The sequence below is a fragment of the Yoonia sp. SS1-5 genome (assembly GCF_038443705.2).
Classification (GTDB): Bacteria; Pseudomonadota; Alphaproteobacteria; order Rhodobacterales; family Rhodobacteraceae; genus Yoonia; species Yoonia rhodophyticola.
Genome location: NZ_CP151767.2, coordinates 3,727,846 through 3,742,596 on the forward strand (window position 1 = coordinate 3,727,846; position 14,751 = coordinate 3,742,596).

The following is a 14,751-nucleotide window of genomic DNA, read 5'->3' on the forward strand; positions in this document are numbered from 1 at the left end:
AGGTACTTATTGAACAAAAAATAAGTCGTGAGGGCAGAAAAATGATCAAACGCATGGGATTAGCCGCCGTAGCTGCGGTAATTTCAATTGGGTTTGCCGGTGCGGCGAAAGCCGAGACGCTGGCAGATGCCTTGACGGCTGCATATAACAATTCGGGCTTGCTGGAACAGAACCGCGCCTTGCTGCGTGCCGCTGACGAGGATCTGGCGCAGGCCATTGCCACGACCCGCCCGGTGATCAGCTGGGTGATGTCCGCGTCGAACACGCGTCAGAACAGCGTTATCAACGACCTTGATCAGGCAAGCGCCCGGCTGGCCGGATCGCTGTTGCTTTATGATGGTGGTGTAAGTGCGCTGGCGGTTGAGGCACAGAAAGAAACTATCCTTGGCACACGCCAGGCTTTGCGCGGTGTGGAGCAGGACGTGCTGCTGCGCGCGGTACAGGCCTATATGAACGTTCGCCGCGACGCGGCTTTTGTATCGCTACGCGAAAACAACGTGCGGCTGATTACACAGGAATTCCGCGCAGCCCAAGATCGCTTTGACGTGGGCGAGGTTACCCGCACAGATGTTTCACTGGCCGAGGCCCGGCTGGCCGCCGCCCGCAGCCAATTGGCTGCTGCACAAGGCACGTTGGCCCGGTCCCGCGAGGAGTTTCGCGCAGCCGTTGGTCGCGCACCACAAAGTCCAAACCCTGTTGGGCCTGCGCCTGTCTCGCGTGGCATCGCGGATGCAAAAGCGTTTGCCGTGCGCAATCACCCCAGCATTCTTCAGGCGCAGCACGGCGTTAGCGCCGCAGAGCTGAATATTCGCCGCGGTGCCGCAGCCCTTGACCCGACCGTGTCGCTGGAAGGCTTTGTCGGCACGGACCAGGACGGCGAAATCTCGCATCAGTTGGGTATTCAGGCGACGGGCACGATTTATCAGGGTGGCCGCTTGTCCAGCCAGATCCGTCAATTCATGTCGCAAAGAGACGCGGCGCGTTCCGCGCTGCATGTGACCCGGCTTGGGGTTGAACAGCAGGTTGGCAATGCGTTCTCGTTTCTGATGGTGGCGCGCGCGTCGCTTCAGGCCTCTAACCAGCAGATCAGGGCGGCGCAGGTTGCCTTTGACGGTGTGCGCGAAGAGGCCACATTGGGGTCCCGGACCACGCTTGATGTGCTCAACGCCGAGCAGGAATTGCTGGATGCGCGGGCCAATCTGATCTCGGCGCAGGCTGAAGAGGTCATCGCCTCTTATTCGGTGCTGGCTGCGATGGGCCTACTGAATGCAGAGCATCTGCGGCTGCCCGTGCAGCAATATGATCCATCGGCCTACTATAATATCGCCAAGCAGGCCCCGACCTTTGATTCCACGCAAGGGCAGGCGCTGGATCGCATTTTGCGCGCGTTAAACGAGTGATACTGGATTTTGTTGTCTCAATCGTTGCATTGCGTTAGCGTGCAACGTGGGGGTGACAACGGGATAACCAATGTCCGATTCTAATCAAATGAGTCAGCTGCGCGCCAACGTGTCCGCATCTGGCGCCGCAAATTCTGCCGAATTGCTGGAACCCCCTCGCAACGATCGTTTCTTGCTGACCCCTGCATTGCGGGTCGACCCGCCGGAATCTGAACCAACGCCTGATGTCGCAGGCGAGGGCAAGGTGTTTGTGCTGGAGCAGCCCAAGCGCGCTGAACTGGCCGGGCTGGAAGCCACGATCGCAGAGCTGGAGGCCGCTGTGACTGCACAACCTGAAGACTGGGAGGCCGATGAGGGCGAAGGCTTTGACCAGAAAGATGACTGGGCCGAGAGCGCGTTTTCATCCCCTGCAGCAGAAGCCCTGGATGGCTATCTTGTCGATGAAGGTTTTGACAAGCTGGTTCCACCTGCGGAGCCCGACGAAGACCCGACAGCGTCGGCTGACGCGCCGGATAATGCCGCTGCCGCTGAGCCGGTAGCGGTTGCACAGGTTGATCCAGACATGCTGCGCGACATGGTCGCACAGATCATCCGCGAAGAATTAAGTGGCGAGATCGGCGAAAAGATGACTGGCAGTATTCGCAAGCTTGTGCGCCGGGAAATCAACCGGATCCTGTCTGCCCGCGATATCGCCGAATAGGGCCTTAAGACATGGTGGCAGGCGCTTCGATAGCTGCCGCTATGGTCAGCAGCGCGTCCAGATCAAGGTGCTGTTCAACATGCGCGGCCAATGCGTCCAGCGTGGCGTCCACCATGTCATCATACCGGTAATCTGAAATGCTGATGTCGCAATGCCTCAAATAGGCACCCCGAAACGCGTCGGCCGCAAAAAGCCCGTGCAGATAACATCCCTGGATGCGTCCGTTCGCGGATGCAGCCCCGTGCGGGATACCGTCCACGGCCAGCCACGCATTTTCGCAGTCCGGCCCGGTGGTTGTTCCAAGATGGATTTCGTATCCTGAAACCGGATCATGTGTCGGCAGGTAGGTCGCGTCCGACAGGGCGAGCCGCTTTTGCGGCCGCATTACCGTTTCCACATTCAAAAGGCCCAAACCGTCAACCCGCGATGGCGGCCCTTCCAGGCCCTCATCGTCGATGATGTGCTTGCCCAGCATTTGGTAGCCACCGCAGATCCCCAAGACCCGGCCACCCCGGCGGATATGGGCCATCAGGTCGATATCCCATCCCTGCGCCCGAAAATACGCCAGATCGGCGATTGTTGATTTGGACCCTGGAATGATCACAAGGTCTGCATCACCGGGCAGCGGGCGGCCTTCGGCAATAATCTCGACGCTGACATCGGGTGTGGCCGAAAGTGGATCGAGATCGTCAAAATTGGCGATGCGGTTCAGGCGCGGCACGGCGACCTTGAACTTGCCCTTGCCGTGGCTGGCGATATCCATCACGTCTTCGGCTGGCAGTTTCCAGGCATCCGCAAACCACGGCAGGATGCCAAGTGGATGCCAGCCTGTATGGTCTGCGATAGCTGTCATTCCGTCAGCGAAAAGGGTGGGATCGCCGCGGAATTTGTTAATCGCAAAGCCTTTGATCCAGGCGCGGTCATCCGGTGGCAGGACCGCATGCGTTCCGACCAATTGTGCAATGACGCCGCCCCGGTCAATATCCCCGATCAGGGCGACGGGCACCTTGGCCGCATTGGCAAACCCCATATTGGCGATGTCACCGTCGCGCAGATTGACCTCGGCCGGGCTGCCCGCACCTTCGACAATGACCAGATCGCGCCCCTGACTGAGCTTGTAAAAGCTTTCAAGGACAGCGGGCAACAGGGTGGCTTTGTGCTTGCCATAGTCGCGGGCCTTTAGCGTTCCAACGCGCTTCCCCTGGACAATGATCTGCGCGCCGGTATCTGTTTCGGGTTTAAGCAGGACGGGGTTCATGTCGATCTGCGGGGCCAGGCCGCAGGCCCGGGCCTGTAGCGCCTGTGCGCGCCCGATCTCGCCCCCATCGGCTGTGACGGCGGCATTGTTGGACATGTTCTGAGGCTTGAACGGGGCAACAGACAAACCACGTTTTACACAAGCGCGGGCAATCCCGGCGACAAGCACCGACTTGCCCACATTTGAACCGGCCCCCTGGATCATTATCGCCTTGGTCATCACGCCTCCTGCCTCTAGGTTCATAGGTGTAGGGATTGCGCAGGGAAAGAGCATGAATACACCAGCGCACCTGATTTTCGGACTGACGGCATTTGGCAAGGCAGGGCGACCTGCCGTCACCGGGGCGGCGCTGGCTGGTGCGCTACTGCCCGATCTGTCGCTTTATCTGATGGCGGGGTGGCACCTGCAGGTTCTTGGCACGGCGCCAGAAGTGGTGTTCGGGCGGCTGTATTTCTCGGACGCGTGGCAAAGCATTTTTCGGATCGACAATTCGATCATCCTTTGGGGTATCGCGCTGGTGATCGGGTTGATGTGGCGGGCGCCAGTGATGGTGGCGCTGTGCGGGGCGGCACTGTTGCATCTGGGGCTTGATTTTCTGCTGCATCATGATGACGGGCGCGCGCATTTCTGGCCGATCAGCAACTGGATATTCCAAAGCCCGGTCAGCTATTGGGACAGCAATCACTATGGGAATATCGTTGGGCCGATCGAAATCATTCTGTCATTGGGTTGCTGCGTCGTTCTTTGGCGCCGGTTTCAGGGCGCCGCGATGCGGGTGCTGATTGTGCTGCTGGGGCTGATGGAATTTGCGCCGGTCATCGTCTTTACCCTGATGTTTGCGGGCGGCTGACGAATAACCCAACAAAAAACGCAGCGCCAAAGCACTGCGTTTTCCGAAATCATTGATGTTGCGACGCTCAGGCGGCTTTTGCTTCCTGCTCTGCGGCATTGCGCCGCTCGCTTTCTTCGCGTGACAGGGCAACAGAGGTCCGCACGCCCTTGCCAACAAATTCCATCAGGCCTTCGACCACACGTTCATTGGGGTCAATCCCCGCGCAGGACAGAACTTCACGGCCATCGCGCGAACGCGCCCAGCGGGCGATCTGTTCGGGGCCATTTCCATATTTCTTGTCATCTGCAATTGCATCATCCAGTGCAGCAAGCACCACTGCGGCAAACAGCTTACGGGCACGGTTACCTTGTTCATTGTTGAACGCTGTACCGTCGACGAAGTCTCGCATTCTAATTTCCCTTTTTTTTGCTCTTGTAGTTCCGCGTGACCGCCAATATGCCCAATCGAGACCGATTCGGGGGCTCTCTTTTGGAATGGCAGCTATGCTTCCGGCGCATGGCTAAGGCTCCCCAAACCCTATATTTCCTGGCCTTGCGCGGCGGTCATCAGACAGATATAGCCTTCGTTAACGACATATCAAGCATTCCCCCGGTTTTTAACAAGAAGTGACCAATGCCAAAAATCAATGGTAACGAAATTCGTCCCGGAAACGTTTTGGAACATGACAGTGGCCTTTGGGCTGCCGTCAAGGTGGACCATGTGAAACCGGGCAAGGGTGGCGCATTTGCGCAAGTTGAGCTGAAAAACTTGCGTGATGGTCGCAAGTTGAACGAGCGTTTCCGGTCCGCGGACAAGGTTGAACGCGTGCGGCTTGATCAAAAGGACCAGCAGTTCCTGTTCGAAGCGGATGATATGCTGACCTTCATGGATACAGAAACCTATGACCAGATCGCGTTGCCTGCTGATATTCTGGGGGACCGCCGTCCGTTCCTGCAGGACGGTATGACCGTCAAGATCGAATATTACGGCGAAGAGGCCCTAAACGTCACCTTGCCGCAAAAGGTAACCTGCAAAGTGGTCGAGACCGAACCGGTGGTCAAAGGTCAGACGGCTGCCAACAGCTTTAAGCCAGCCACGCTTGATAACGGCGTCCGGGTCATGATCCCGCCCTTTGTGGGGCAGGATGAGGATATCGTGGTCAATACCGAGACATTTGAATACGCCGAACGCGCCTAGGGTCCTGACCCTAGGTCGCGCGCGTCACGGTGGCATCGCCCGCCTGCATCGGCCCATTGGCCCGATCAAAACGCAGATAGGCGATGCCCGCGTCACCGCTGATAGTGTGCAGGGTGCCCACCGACTTGCCATCTGCCGTAATCGCATCGCCCGGCTGCGCCGATCCCGTCAGACGCACCTTGGCCAGACCTTTTCGCAGCTCGGTTTTATGTTTCATGCGCGCCACGATCTCTTGGCCCACATAACATCCCTTTTTGAAGTCAACGCCGTTCAGCGCCTCGAACCCCGCCTCGAGGATATAGCTTTCGGGGGTAAGTTCGATCCCGCTTTCGGGGATCGTATGCATCACCCGCAGCTTGTCCCAATCGGTTTCATCGCGTGACAGGGTAGGGGCGTAGCGCCGCCATCCCAGCGCCGGATGCCGCGGATCGGCCAGAGCCCCGTCAGGCGCGGGGCCCGTGCCGCGGGATACAACCAGATCCGTTTGGGTGATCTGCACATCCGCGCGCAATCTGTACATGTTCAATCGCTGCATCAATTGCGGCCCCAGCAGGTCAGCCACATCCACCAGCAACTGGTCGCTTTCGACGATCACAAAGAAGTCCGCGATGTATTTGCCCTGCGGCGTCAGCAGGGCTGCATAAATGATCGTGCCGGCGGGCTTGTCCACATCATTGGTCACCAATCCCTGCAGAAAGCTGACCCGGTCCGCGCCAGTAATCGCGAGCACATGTCTATTGGTCATCTGCACCCTCTTTTGATTTGCTGAACTGCAGACGGTGCAGATCTGCATAGATCCCGCCGCGGGCCAGCAATTCTTCATGTGTGCCCTGATCGGCAACCCGCCCTTGATCCATCACGACAATCGAATGTGCGTTGCGGACGGTGGATAGCCGGTGGGCGATGACAAGCGTTGTGCGCCCTGCCGACAACTCGTCCAGCGCCGATTGCACGATGGCTTCGGATTTGGTGTCGAGCGCGCTAGTGGCCTCATCCAGCAAGAGGATCGGTGTATTGCGCAACAGCGCGCGCGCGATGGCGACCCGCTGGCGCTGCCCGCCCGACAGGTTGGACCCGCGCGGCCCTGCGGGGCTGTCAAGACCGTCAGACAGCATTGGCAGAAAATCGGTGACATGGGCTGCATCAAGGGCCTGCTGCAACCGGGCCTCTTCGATCGCGGTCTGGCCCAGAAGGATGTTGTCGCGCAGGGTCTCGTCAAACAGGGCTGCATCCTGTGTGACAACCGAAAAAAGCCCGCGCAGGTCGGTCAGCTTCATCTCGTGGATGGGCTTGTCGTCGATGCGGACCATGCCAGAGGAGGGTTCGACCAGGCGGGTCAGAACATTGAAGATCGTGCTTTTGCCCGCCCCGGATGCCCCCACCAGCGCAGTTGTCTTGCCTGCTGCGGCCGTGAATGTCGCACCGCGCAGCACTGGCAATTCGCCATAGTTCATCTCGACATTCTGCAAGGTGATTTCGGGCGCGCCATCGGGCCGCGCAAGTGGTACCGGCGGGGATAGGATGGTTGGCGCAATATTGAGAACCGCAAGCAGCCGTTCGACGCTGGCTGCCGCGCGCTGCCATTGACCGCTCATCGCGCCAAGGCGGCGCAGCGGGTCAAAAGCCAGCGACATGGCGGTGAAAAACGCCATGAATTCGCCATTGGTCTTCTCGCCCGAGATAATCTCGGCCCCGCCATAGATCAGCACCCCCAGAAACCCCAGCCCGGTCATGATATCAATCAAGGCCGGCACGGCGGCTTGCCCGACAGATGTTTTGACCTCGGCAGAGACGCTTTCGTCGATCAGCCCATCATAGCGCTTGGCCTGATAGTCTTCGAGCGCGTTCAGCTTGATCGGGTTGATCCCGTGAAAGACCTCATCCAGCCGGGTCGAGATGCGCCCCGCAATTTCACGGGCCTGACCCGCCCGCCTGCGGATGAATTGCTGGACCAGCAAGGATGGCAGAACCAACAGCGGGATTCCAACGACCGCGATCAGGGTCCAGCGCCAATCAATCCACAACGCAACCGAAAACAGCCCAACCAGTGAGATCAGATCCCGCGAGAGGGCCGTCAGAATGCTGCCCCACACCGAATTGATGACCCCGACATCCCCTTGGACCCGTTCAATCAACTGCCCGGGAGGATGACTTTGGAAAAAGCTGCTATCCAGCGACATCAGGTGCCGCAACAGATCCCGCCGCATATCGGCAGCGGCAAGTTGCTGTATCATCGTCATCAGGATGCGTTGCGCCGAGGAGGTCAGCGCCCGGATCACGAAAATGCCCATCACCCCAAAGCCAACCCAGTAGAGCGCGGCCTTGTCCCCGGCCGCAAACACGTCGTCGAACATCGGCTGCACCATCCGGCTGAGCAGTGCCAGCATCGACCCTTCGATTGCCATCAAAAGCATCGCGCAAATCAGCAACCCTTTGCGGTGGCGCAGATAATCCTGCCACAGCCACCAGAACAGGGCCGTCGCTGATTGTCGCCTGTCTGTGGGCGCTGGGCGGTTGATTGCCATGCAAAAGGGTCCATTTTCCTACCGGTTCTGTCGGTCTAGTCGCAAATGGGGTCATAGGGCAAGTTGGGCAAGCTTGACCCCGCGCCGATGGTCCTTAATGTCCGACCAGATCGTCTATGAAAGCAGTCTTATGTCATTGTCACAGGGCCGTCCCTATCTGGCCATTCCTGGCCCTTCCGTCATGCCCGATCAGGTCTTGCAGGCGATGCATCGCGCGTCCCCCAATATCTACGAAGGAGAGTTGCACGACCTGACCCATGCGCTGATCCCGGACTTGAAGGCGGTGGCCCGGACGGTGCATCAGGTTGCGATCTATATTGGCAATGGGCATGCGGCCTGGGAGGCCGCATTGACCAATGTCCTGTCCCCCGGTGACACCGTTCTTGTCCTGGCGACGGGCCAGTTTTGCATCGGCTGGGGCGCAGTGGCTGAAGGGTTGGGATGTACCGTTCAAACCATTGACTACGGCCCGCAATCACCCATCGACCTGACCCAGGTGCAAGCGGCGCTGGCGGCTGATCAGGACGGGCGCATCAAGGCGGTTCTGGCCGTTCATGTGGACACATCAACCAGCGTCAAGAACGATATCGCCGGTTTGCGGCATGTGATGGACAAGACAGGCCATCCTGCACTTTTGATGGTCGACTGCATCGCATCATTGGGCTGCGACCGGTTCGAAATGGACGTCTGGGGCGTCGATGTGATGGTCTCCGCCTGTCAGAAAGGATTGATGACGCCGGCGGGTATCAGTTTTGTCTGGTATAATGACAAAGCCGCCGCGCAGCGCGGCGCCTGTGTGACCCGGTATTGGGATTGGGCGCCACGCACCGCGCCCGAATTCTACTATCAATACTTCAATGGCACCGCCCCGACCCATCACCTGTACGGGTTGCATGCCGCGCTTGGCATGATCAAGGCCGAAGGTCTGGACCATGTCTTTGCCCGCCATGCCCGTCTGGCGGAGGCAATTTGGGCAGCGGCAGAGAAATGGGCCTGCGACGGGGGGCTGGCGCTGAATATCGCGGACCCGGCCTACCGGTCGCATGCGGTCACCTCCATCGCGATGACCTCACCCGATGCAGATCGTTTGCGGCAATGGTGCGAAGAGACTTGCGGCCTCACGCTTGGGATCGGTTTGGGGCGCGATCCGGCAGACGCCTATTTCCGCATCGGTCATATGGGTCATGTGAATGCGCATATGATCATGGGCGTGCTTGGCACGATCAATGCCGGGCTTCGGGCGCTTGATATACCGCATGGCCCCGGCGCGTTGGATGCGGCATCCGCCGTGGTTGCCGGGGCGGATGTCACGCCGCCTTGAGCCGACCAACCCATTTGAAGATGCGGTCAATGCCATAGGCTGTCACGGCGACCCATGCGTAGCCAAGTGCGGCGGCGATCATCCAGAACACCATGAACAGGAACACACCAAGTGTTCCCAGAAAGGCATCTGTATAGTCTTCGACCGGTTCAATCGGCGGACGCGACATGTCGGATCCTTAGTTTCCTCAACGGCTATGATCTTAGCGCAGTTTTACGGTGGTTCACCCCAATTTTTCGCGAGCGGCGCTGAGTGCGGGCCCAAAGGCCGCCTCAAAAACATCAAGCTGTTCGGTTGTGCCGCAACTGACCCGAATGCACCGGTTTTGCGGTGCGACAAATGGCATGCGCACAAAGACATCCCGTGCAATCAGTTGATCAAGCACCTCGCGCGCAAATGCACCATCCGCACCGCAGTCAATTGTCACGAAATTGGTGGCTGAGGGCAGTGGTGCCAGGTTGTGCCGGCGCGCAATGGCGCCGATGCGTTCGCGGGCAGCCTCCACTTTCTGGCGGATATCGGCCAACCAGTCCGGATCCTCAAGCGCCGCAAGCGCGCCCGCCTGACTGATGCGGGACATCCCGAAATGATTTCGGACCTTGTTGAAGGCGCTGATTGTTTCGGTTGCGCCGATCACATAGCCAACCCGCGCCCCGGCCATCCCATGCGCCTTGGAAAAGGTTCGCATCCGCATGACGTTGGTGGTCGTGATGTCAATTGCCGGGGCCGTGTCTGCGGGGGCGAGTTCGATATAGGCCTCGTCCAGCACCAGCATGCAGCCATCGGGCAACCCTGCGATCATGCGATTGATCACGTCACCATGGTGCCAGCTACCCATCGGGTTATCCGGATTGGCGATGTAGATCATTTTGGCGCCGACCGTGTGTGCTGTGTCGATCAGCGCGTCGGGGTCTTCGTGGTCATCCTTGTAGGGCACGCTGTGAATGGCTCCGCCAAAACCGGCCACATGGTAGTTGAACGTCGGATACGCCCCCGCAGAGGTGACAACCGGATCACCGGCGCCGATATATAGACGTACCGCCAGCCCCAAAAGCGCGTCGATCCCTTCGCCGATCATGATGTTTTCGGGTGCGACCTGATGGTGGTTTGCAATGGCGTGGCGCAATTCATGGCTTTCGGGGTCGGCATACATCCAGGTTTCGGATGCGGCGGCCTGCATGGCTGCGATGGCCTTGGGCGCGGGGCCAAAGCTGCTTTCATTCGCCCCAAGCCGTGCCTGAAATGGGCGGCTGCGCTGCCGCTCCTGCGCCTCTGGGCCCACAAAGGGGACGGTGGCGGGGAGCGTTGCGGCGAGCGGTGTTAGTTTGGGTGTTCTCATGGTCATAGCTAAGCAAGCCCTTGTAATTGTGGCAAGTGTTCTTACATGAGAATCGTTCGCAACTAAAGGACGTCCCGATGAAGATGAGTAGACGCGGATTTTTGGTCAGTTCCGGGGCGGCCTTGGCGGCGCGTGGATTGCCGCAGATGGCCCGGCCTGGTGGGCGGCGGATATTGACGCTTGTCTATGACAAAGCGTTGGGCGCGATGCGGGCGGTGGAACGTGTGGTGCCATGACGGGTGACGCGCGTCTGCGACGACGCCCCACCCGCCATCCCGTTTCTTAGCCGAGTTCCTGCAGCCGTGCGATGGCGGCTTTGATCTCGGCCTCTTCCCCTTCGCGCAGCCGCAGGTTTTCGCGGGCTTCGGCCACGACATCCTCGGGCGCAGAGGCTGCGAATTTGGGGTTGTTCAGACGTCCACGCAATCCGCCCAACTCCTTGGCCAGTTTCTGCATGGTTTTCTCGAGCCGCCCGATTTCGGCATCCACGTCGATCAGCCCTTCGAGGGGAATACCAAAAGTGCCGCCGTCCATGGGGATGGTGACGCAGCCTTTGGGGAAGCTACCCACATGTTCTAGGCTTTCGATCCGGGCAAGCCGTTGGATCAGCACATGGTTGTTGTCCCAGGCGGATTGCCCCTTGGCATCCAACCCTGTGACCAGCAGCGGCACTTTGGCGCCTGCGGGTACATGCACCTGCGCGCGGGCAGAGCGGGTGTTTTCGATCAACCCGATCACCCAGTTCATTTCCCGGTCTGCATCCGCATCAACCAGATCAGCGGTGTAGCTGGGCCAGTCCGCATGGATCAGCATTTTGGCGCGTTGGTCTGCCATGCCCCACAGCTCTTCGGTGATGAAGGGCATGATTGGGTGCAGCAGGATCAGGCATTGGTCGAGAACCCAGCGCAGGGTTTGTTCCGTCTCGGCCTTGGCTCCGGCATCGTCGCCCTGCAGGATGGGTTTGGAAAATTCCAGATACCAGTCGCAAACCTTGCCCCAAGTGAACCCATAAAGCGCATCGGCTGCGTCGTTGAACCGGTAAGCGGCGAGGGCGGCGTCGACGGTTTCGCGCACTTTGCCGGTTTCACCGATGATCCATTTGTTGAGTGTTTGCGTGGCGGTGGTGCGCGCCGGGTCGCCAGGGTAGGGAATGGCGTAATGATCGGCGAAGCTGAAGGCGTTCCAAAGCTTGGTTCCAAAGTTGCGGTATCCTTTGATCCGATCCTCTGAGATTTTCAGAACACCGCCCAAGGCCGCCATTTGCGCATTGGAAAACCGCAGTGCGTCGGCCCCGTAGGCGTCGATCATGTCGAGCGGGTCGATGACGTTGCCGGTGGTTTTCGACATCTTCTTGCCCTGCGCGTCGCGGACCAGTTGGTGCAGATAGACCGTGTGGAAGGGGATGTCGTCCATCACCGCCTCTGACATCATCATCATGCGGGCGACCCAGAAGAATAGGATGTCCTGCCCTGTGACAAGCACATCACCGGGGAAGTATTTTTTCAGCTCGTCCGTTTGTTCGGGCCAGCCGAGCGTGCCGAACGGCCAGAGACCGGAAGAGAACCACGTGTCGAGGACGTCGGGGTCGCGCCACAGAGCAACCGGTAGCATGCAGCCATCTTCGTCACCAATGTCGTGGGCGTGGGATGCATCCTCTGCAATGCCAACCCATTTCACATCAGGGCCTAGAAGGTCGGTGTAATAGGCCATTGCCATATCTTGAACCTCAGCCACCGTTACCGCGCAGAAGTGTACTGGTTCTTTGTAGTTATATGCAAAACCCGCCACATCGTCGTCCGAGATATCTTCGATGCTTGGCCCATACCAAACCGGGATCTGGTGCCCCCACCAGAGTTGGCGCGAGATGCACCAAGGCTCGATGTTTTCCAGCCAGTGGTAATACACCTTTTCGCCTGACTCGGGCATGATCTTGGTCCGGCCTTCCTTGACCGCGTCCAGCGCGGGGCCGACGACCTTTTCGGCGTCGACGAACCATTGGTCGGTCAGCATTGGCTCGATCACAACCTTGGACCGGTCGCCGAAAGGCTGCATGATCTTTTTGTTTTCGACGTAAGGAATAGTTTCCGGCACATCGTTCTGGTCGCCGTCGCGCTCTTCGGCGGCCTCAAAGGCGGGGTTTGCGATCATGACCGCGTTGCCCTCTGCCGTGATGTCGGCGACGACGCGTTTGCGGGCCTCGAACCGGTCGAGCCCGCGATACTCTTCCGGCACCATGTTCATGGCGGCGATCTTGTTTTCGTCAAAATCTTCTTCACCATTGGCAATCCGCTGGGCGGTGGCGGCTTCTTCGGCATAGGGTTTGCCGTCGGCCCGCATATGCCCTTTGGTATCCATCAGCGAATACATCGGGATGTTGCCGCGTTTGGCGACCTCATAGTCGTTGAAATCATGTGCGCCGGTGATTTTCACCGCACCGGACCCGAAATTCATATCGGGGTAGGGGTCGGTGATGATCGGGATCAGGCGGCGCTGTTCTTTGGGACCAACTGGGATTTCACACAGCTTGCCGACGATGGGCGCATAACGCGGATCATCTTTGTGCACGGCCACGGCCCCATCGCCCAGCATGGTTTCGGGGCGGGTTGTCGCGATTGAGATATAATCGCGGGTCTCGCGCAGGGTGACGTTGCCGTCTTCGTCTTTCTCGACATATTCGTAGGTTTCCCCACCGGCGAGCGGGTATTTGAAGTGCCACATGTGGCCGTCAACTTCGATATTCTCGACTTCAAGGTCGGAGATCGCCGTTTCGAAATGCGGGTCCCAGTTCACGAGGCGCTTGCCGCGATAGATTAGCCCATTGTTATACATATCCACGAAGACCTTGAGCACGGCGTCGTGGAAGTTGCCGGGCTTTTCGCCCTCGGGCGCGCTTTCGGCGCCTGACATGGTAAAGGCGGACCGTTCCCAATCCAGCGAATTGCCCAAACGGCGGCCCTGTTGTTCGATCATGCCGCCATTGTCGGCCTTCCATTCCCAAACTTTTTCGAGGAATTTCTCGCGCCCCATTTCAGTGCGTTTGGGTTGCTGGGTTTCGGCCAGATGCTTTTCGACCATCAGCTGCACGGCGATGCCCGCGTGGTCCAGCCCCGGCTGCCACAGCGTGTCGTAGCCCTGCATGCGCTTCCAGCGGATCAGGATATCCATCAGGGTCTGGGAAAAGGCGTGGCCCACATGCAGGTGACCGGTGACATTGGGGGGCGGCAGCATGATCGTAAAGGTTTCATCCCGCGATGCGTTTGCGCCAGCGCGGAAGGCGCCAGCCTCTTCCCACATCTTGTAGATCCGGGCCTCTGCCTCGGCCGCGTTGAATTTTTCCATCGCCATGATCTTGCCGTCCTTATGTGCTTGCATGCCTCTTAACCAAAGCGGACAGGACACAAAAGAGGGCAAAGGTGTCAAAACTCAAGCTGACAGAACCACGCAGCTGGTTCAGCCTGTTTCTGGCCCATTATGGCTGGGCTGCGATGATTGCCGGGCTTGCCTTGCTGGGGCTGACGATTGCCAGCACCTATAATTACCGTGTCGGTGCGGAGTTTGCGCGCGCCGGCCAGTCGATCACAGCCGAGGTTGTCGATCGCGATATCGAGGTCGATGATGGCGACAAGAGCTATTACTTGACCTTTCGCTTTACCCCCAAGGGTCGGGTCTATGCGATCCGCAAAAAGGTGGGGGAGCGCTATTACAATCGGCATGAACTGGGCAGTTCGGCCGAGATTTATTATTTGCCCCGCAAGCCCGCCATCATTCAGACGTATCAGGGCGAGTATCGCAATGACGGTATTTTGCTGCAGGTCTTTGCCTTGATTGCCGGGGTTGCGGCGTGCGTCGGGCTTGTGTGGTCTGGGGGATATGCCAACAGCGCGGTCAAGGCCCGCCGCTACGGCGCACGGATCGCAGCGGAGGTTGTCAGCCAAGAGGTGGTTCGCGACCGGCATGGCGACGATTCCGGTGATCGGCGTCTGATCTGGCGTGATGCCGATGGGCGCCGGGGCCGGTCGCTGCCTCATGGCAAGGCCTATCTGAAAAGCTGGCCCGCTGGTGCGACGATCCATGTCTATCGTGGCCCCAAGCGCAGTTGGTGGGAGGGCGATGTCGGCCCGCGCGCGCCGCATCCGCGCCCGGTTCCCCGGGTCGATCAATGACCGTTGTCACGTATGC

At 59.2% G+C, this 14,751-nt stretch carries 14 protein-coding genes; 7 read left to right on the forward strand and 7 right to left on the reverse strand.

What is annotated here, in order from left to right:
- The first annotated feature begins 41 nt into the window (after positions 1 to 41).
- Entirely contained in the window at positions 42 to 1,400 is a 1,359-nt protein-coding gene (locus AABB31_RS19895) for a TolC family outer membrane protein (protein WP_342076501.1), read from the forward strand.
- Positions 1,401 to 1,488: 88 nt separating this feature from the next.
- On the forward strand, positions 1,489 to 2,100 hold the full coding sequence (locus tag AABB31_RS19900; protein WP_342076500.1) for a hypothetical protein: 612 nt from the start codon (positions 1,489 to 1,491) through the stop codon (positions 2,098 to 2,100).
- Positions 2,101 to 2,104: 4 nt separating this feature from the next.
- Here the strand turns inward: AABB31_RS19900 and AABB31_RS19905 are convergent, their stop codons facing one another.
- A complete protein-coding gene (locus AABB31_RS19905; protein WP_373635208.1) occupies positions 2,105 to 3,577 on the reverse strand; it encodes a cobyric acid synthase in 1,473 nt (490 codons plus the stop codon).
- A gap of 52 nt (positions 3,578 to 3,629) precedes the next feature.
- On the opposite strand from AABB31_RS19905, the gene AABB31_RS19910 reads away from it, so the two are divergent.
- Positions 3,630 to 4,208: a cobalamin biosynthesis protein CobQ gene (locus AABB31_RS19910; RefSeq protein WP_373635210.1), complete on the forward strand. Its 579-nt coding sequence runs from the start codon at positions 3,630 to 3,632 to the stop codon at positions 4,206 to 4,208.
- A gap of 67 nt (positions 4,209 to 4,275) precedes the next feature.
- Here AABB31_RS19910 and AABB31_RS19915 read toward each other — a convergent pair whose 3' ends face one another.
- On the reverse strand, positions 4,276 to 4,599 hold the full coding sequence (locus tag AABB31_RS19915; protein WP_342076497.1) for a DUF6280 family protein: 324 nt from the start codon (positions 4,597 to 4,599) through the stop codon (positions 4,276 to 4,278).
- A gap of 224 nt (positions 4,600 to 4,823) precedes the next feature.
- On the opposite strand from AABB31_RS19915, the gene efp reads away from it, so the two are divergent.
- Positions 4,824 to 5,387 carry an elongation factor P gene (gene efp, locus AABB31_RS19920; protein WP_342076496.1) on the forward strand — a complete coding sequence of 188 codons (564 nt, stop codon included), beginning with the start codon at positions 4,824 to 4,826 and terminating at the stop codon, positions 5,385 to 5,387.
- Positions 5,388 to 5,397: 10 nt separating this feature from the next.
- On the opposite strand, the gene AABB31_RS19925 is transcribed toward efp, so the two are convergent.
- Complete coding sequence (locus AABB31_RS19925) at positions 5,398 to 6,132, reverse strand: folate-binding protein YgfZ (protein WP_373635212.1); 735 nt, start codon at positions 6,130 to 6,132, stop codon at positions 5,398 to 5,400.
- Positions 6,122 to 7,912: an ABC transporter ATP-binding protein gene (locus tag AABB31_RS19930; protein ID WP_342076494.1), complete on the reverse strand. Its 1,791-nt coding sequence runs from the start codon at positions 7,910 to 7,912 to the stop codon at positions 6,122 to 6,124. The genes AABB31_RS19925 and AABB31_RS19930 overlap by 11 nt, the downstream gene beginning before the upstream one ends.
- A 97-nt stretch (positions 7,913 to 8,009) precedes the next feature.
- On the opposite strand from AABB31_RS19930, the gene AABB31_RS19935 reads away from it, so the two are divergent.
- Positions 8,010 to 9,233 carry an alanine--glyoxylate aminotransferase family protein gene (locus AABB31_RS19935; protein WP_373635214.1) on the forward strand — a complete coding sequence of 408 codons (1,224 nt, stop codon included), beginning with the start codon at positions 8,010 to 8,012 and terminating at the stop codon, positions 9,231 to 9,233.
- Here AABB31_RS19935 and AABB31_RS19940 read toward each other — a convergent pair.
- Both AABB31_RS19940 and AABB31_RS19945 read right to left on the reverse strand, forming a co-directional pair.
- The gene (locus tag AABB31_RS19940; RefSeq protein WP_342076492.1) at positions 9,220 to 9,402 is read right to left on the reverse strand and encodes a hypothetical protein; all 183 of its coding nucleotides are present in this window, start codon (positions 9,400 to 9,402) and stop codon (positions 9,220 to 9,222) included. The two genes, AABB31_RS19935 and AABB31_RS19940, sit on opposite strands and share 14 nt — an antisense overlap.
- Positions 9,403 to 9,456: 54 nt before the next feature.
- The gene (locus AABB31_RS19945) at positions 9,457 to 10,572 is read right to left on the reverse strand and encodes a pyridoxal phosphate-dependent aminotransferase (RefSeq protein WP_342076491.1); all 1,116 of its coding nucleotides are present in this window, start codon (positions 10,570 to 10,572) and stop codon (positions 9,457 to 9,459) included.
- 77 nt (positions 10,573 to 10,649) lie between these two features.
- Between AABB31_RS19945 and AABB31_RS19950 the strand changes: the two genes are divergently transcribed.
- A complete protein-coding gene (locus tag AABB31_RS19950; RefSeq protein ID WP_373635216.1) occupies positions 10,650 to 10,808 on the forward strand; it encodes a Tat pathway signal protein in 159 nt (52 codons plus the stop codon).
- A 46-nt stretch (positions 10,809 to 10,854) separates the two neighbouring features.
- Here the strand turns inward: AABB31_RS19950 and AABB31_RS19955 are convergent, their stop codons facing one another.
- A complete protein-coding gene (locus tag AABB31_RS19955) occupies positions 10,855 to 13,917 on the reverse strand; it encodes a valine--tRNA ligase (protein WP_342078932.1) in 3,063 nt (1,020 codons plus the stop codon).
- Between the two features lie 68 nt (positions 13,918 to 13,985).
- On the opposite strand from AABB31_RS19955, the gene AABB31_RS19960 reads away from it, so the two are divergent.
- Complete coding sequence (locus AABB31_RS19960) at positions 13,986 to 14,735, forward strand: DUF3592 domain-containing protein (protein ID WP_342076489.1); 750 nt, start codon at positions 13,986 to 13,988, stop codon at positions 14,733 to 14,735.
- The last annotated feature ends 16 nt before the right edge of the window (positions 14,736 to 14,751 follow it).

What these genes read in the sequence shown, in the direction of transcription:
- AABB31_RS19950 (WP_373635216.1), top strand. Translation starts at nt 10,650, where the DNA reads ATGAAGATGAGTAGACGCGGATTTTTGGTCAGTTCCGGGGCGGCCTTG.
- AABB31_RS19935 (WP_373635214.1), top strand. Translation starts at nt 8,010, where the DNA reads ATGTCCGACCAGATCGTCTATGAAAGCAGTCTTATGTCATTGTCACAG.
- AABB31_RS19915 (WP_342076497.1), bottom strand. Translation starts at nt 4,599, where the DNA reads ATGCGAGACTTCGTCGACGGTACAGCGTTCAACAATGAACAAGGTAAC.
- AABB31_RS19910 (WP_373635210.1), top strand. Translation starts at nt 3,630, where the DNA reads ATGAATACACCAGCGCACCTGATTTTCGGACTGACGGCATTTGGCAAG.
- AABB31_RS19900 (WP_342076500.1), top strand. Translation starts at nt 1,489, where the DNA reads ATGAGTCAGCTGCGCGCCAACGTGTCCGCATCTGGCGCCGCAAATTCT.
- AABB31_RS19945 (WP_342076491.1), bottom strand. Translation starts at nt 10,572, where the DNA reads ATGAGAACACCCAAACTAACACCGCTCGCCGCAACGCTCCCCGCCACC.
- AABB31_RS19905 (WP_373635208.1), bottom strand. Translation starts at nt 3,577, where the DNA reads ATGACCAAGGCGATAATGATCCAGGGGGCCGGTTCAAATGTGGGCAAG.
- AABB31_RS19895 (WP_342076501.1), top strand. Translation starts at nt 42, where the DNA reads ATGATCAAACGCATGGGATTAGCCGCCGTAGCTGCGGTAATTTCAATT.
- efp (WP_342076496.1), top strand. Translation starts at nt 4,824, where the DNA reads ATGCCAAAAATCAATGGTAACGAAATTCGTCCCGGAAACGTTTTGGAA.
- AABB31_RS19940 (WP_342076492.1), bottom strand. Translation starts at nt 9,402, where the DNA reads ATGTCGCGTCCGCCGATTGAACCGGTCGAAGACTATACAGATGCCTTT.
- AABB31_RS19955 (WP_342078932.1), bottom strand. Translation starts at nt 13,917, where the DNA reads ATGGCGATGGAAAAATTCAACGCGGCCGAGGCAGAGGCCCGGATCTAC.
- AABB31_RS19930 (WP_342076494.1), bottom strand. Translation starts at nt 7,912, where the DNA reads ATGGCAATCAACCGCCCAGCGCCCACAGACAGGCGACAATCAGCGACG.
- AABB31_RS19925 (WP_373635212.1), bottom strand. Translation starts at nt 6,132, where the DNA reads ATGACCAATAGACATGTGCTCGCGATTACTGGCGCGGACCGGGTCAGC.